1 protein-coding gene is annotated in these 1,486 nt (G+C 74.2%); it reads right to left on the bottom strand.

The genetic code is table 11. The features are described from left to right. Window positions 1-1,486: condensation domain-containing protein (locus E0D90_RS25585; protein WP_227870511.1), on the bottom strand; the 1,486-nt coding region annotated here is incomplete at both ends.

Below are 1,486 nucleotides of genomic sequence, written 5' to 3'. Positions count from 1 at the left end.
TTCAGCGTCTCCTGGCCGATCGGCACGGCCGTGTTGTTCCACTCCTCGACCACCAACCCCCACTCCACACCGTCCAGTACCTCGATGGCGCTGAGCGCGGTGTCCGGCTCCCGCAGTACGTGGTCCAGCACCCGGCGCAGTGTCCCGACCATCCGGCGGGCCGTCTCCTCCTCGAAGAGGTCCCGGTTGTACAGCAGCGCGCCGCCGAGTCCGTCGGTCTCGTCGCCCCGCAGCAGGAACTCCAGGTCGAACTTGGCGCCCCCGGTGTCCACCACCGACGCCGGCGCGGGCTCCAGCCCGGCCAGCCGCACCGTCGGCGGCGGTCCGCTCTCCAGCGCCAGGCAGACCTGGAACAGCGGGTGGCGTGACGGCGAACGACGCGGCGCCACCGCCTCCAGTACCTGGTCGAACGGCGCGTTCTCGTGGGCGAAGGCGTCCAGGTCCGCGGCGCGGACCCGGCCCAGCAGCTCGCGGAAGGTCGGGTTGCCGGAGGTGTCGGTGCGCAGCACCAGGGTGTTCACGAAGAACCCGACCAGCGGCGCCAGTTCGGCCTCCGGCCGGCCGGCCACGGGTGCGCCCAGCGGGATGTCCTCACCGGCGCCGAGCCGGGTGAGAGCTGCGGCCAGCGCTGCCTGCAGCACCATGAACGGGGTGGACCGCTCCGCCTGCGCCAGCCGCGTCAGCCGTGCGTACAGCTCGGGTCCGAAGTCGACCGGCACGGTCGCGCCGCGATGGCCCGCGACCGACGGCCTGGGCCGGTCCAGGTTCAGCGGCAGTTCCTCGGGCAGCTCCTCCAGCGTCTTGCGCCAGAAGGCCAGATCGCGGCCGAGCGGGCTGTTCTCGTCGGCCGGGTCACCGAGGGTCCGCTGCTGCCAGAGCGCGTAGTCGGCGTACTGCACCGGCAGCGGCGCCCAGGCCGGCACGGTGCCCGCGGCGCGGGCGGCGTAGGCGGTGGCGAGATCCTCGAAGAGCGGGCCGAGCGACTGCCCGTCGGTGGCGATGTGGTGGAGCAGCACCAGCAGCGTCGCGCCGCCGTCGCCGGTGTCGAAGACCGTCACCCGCAGCGGCGGCTCCTTCTCCAGGTCGAAGGCGTGCCTCCCGGCGGCGGCCAGCTGTCCGGGCAGCTCGCCGGCGGACAGCCGGCGGTGCTCGACGAACGCGGCCGGCTCACCCGGCGGCAGCACCCGCTGCACCGGTTCCCCCTCGTGGGTGGCGTAGACCGTCCGCAGCGGCTCGTGCCGCTCCACCAGGTCGGCGACCGCCGCCCGCAGCACCGCCGGGTCCGGCAGGCCGCTCAGCCGGGCCGCCATCGGGACGTTGTACGCGGTGCCCCGCTCCTCCATCGCCGCCAGCAGCCACAGCCGGCGCTGCGCGAACGACAGCGGCAGCCGCTCCGGCCGCCCCACAGCGCTGGTCAGACTTCCCGACTGCTCGCTGTCGGTGCCGAGTTGGGTGATGTGGTGGGCGAGGGTGGCGGGGGTGGGGT

The organism is Streptomyces otsuchiensis (genome assembly GCF_004305975.1).
Taxonomy (GTDB): Bacteria; Actinomycetota; Actinomycetes; order Streptomycetales; family Streptomycetaceae; genus Streptomyces; species Streptomyces otsuchiensis.
The sequence above is the reverse complement of the archived record's forward strand: the minus strand, read 5'-3'. Positions and strand labels throughout refer to the sequence as shown.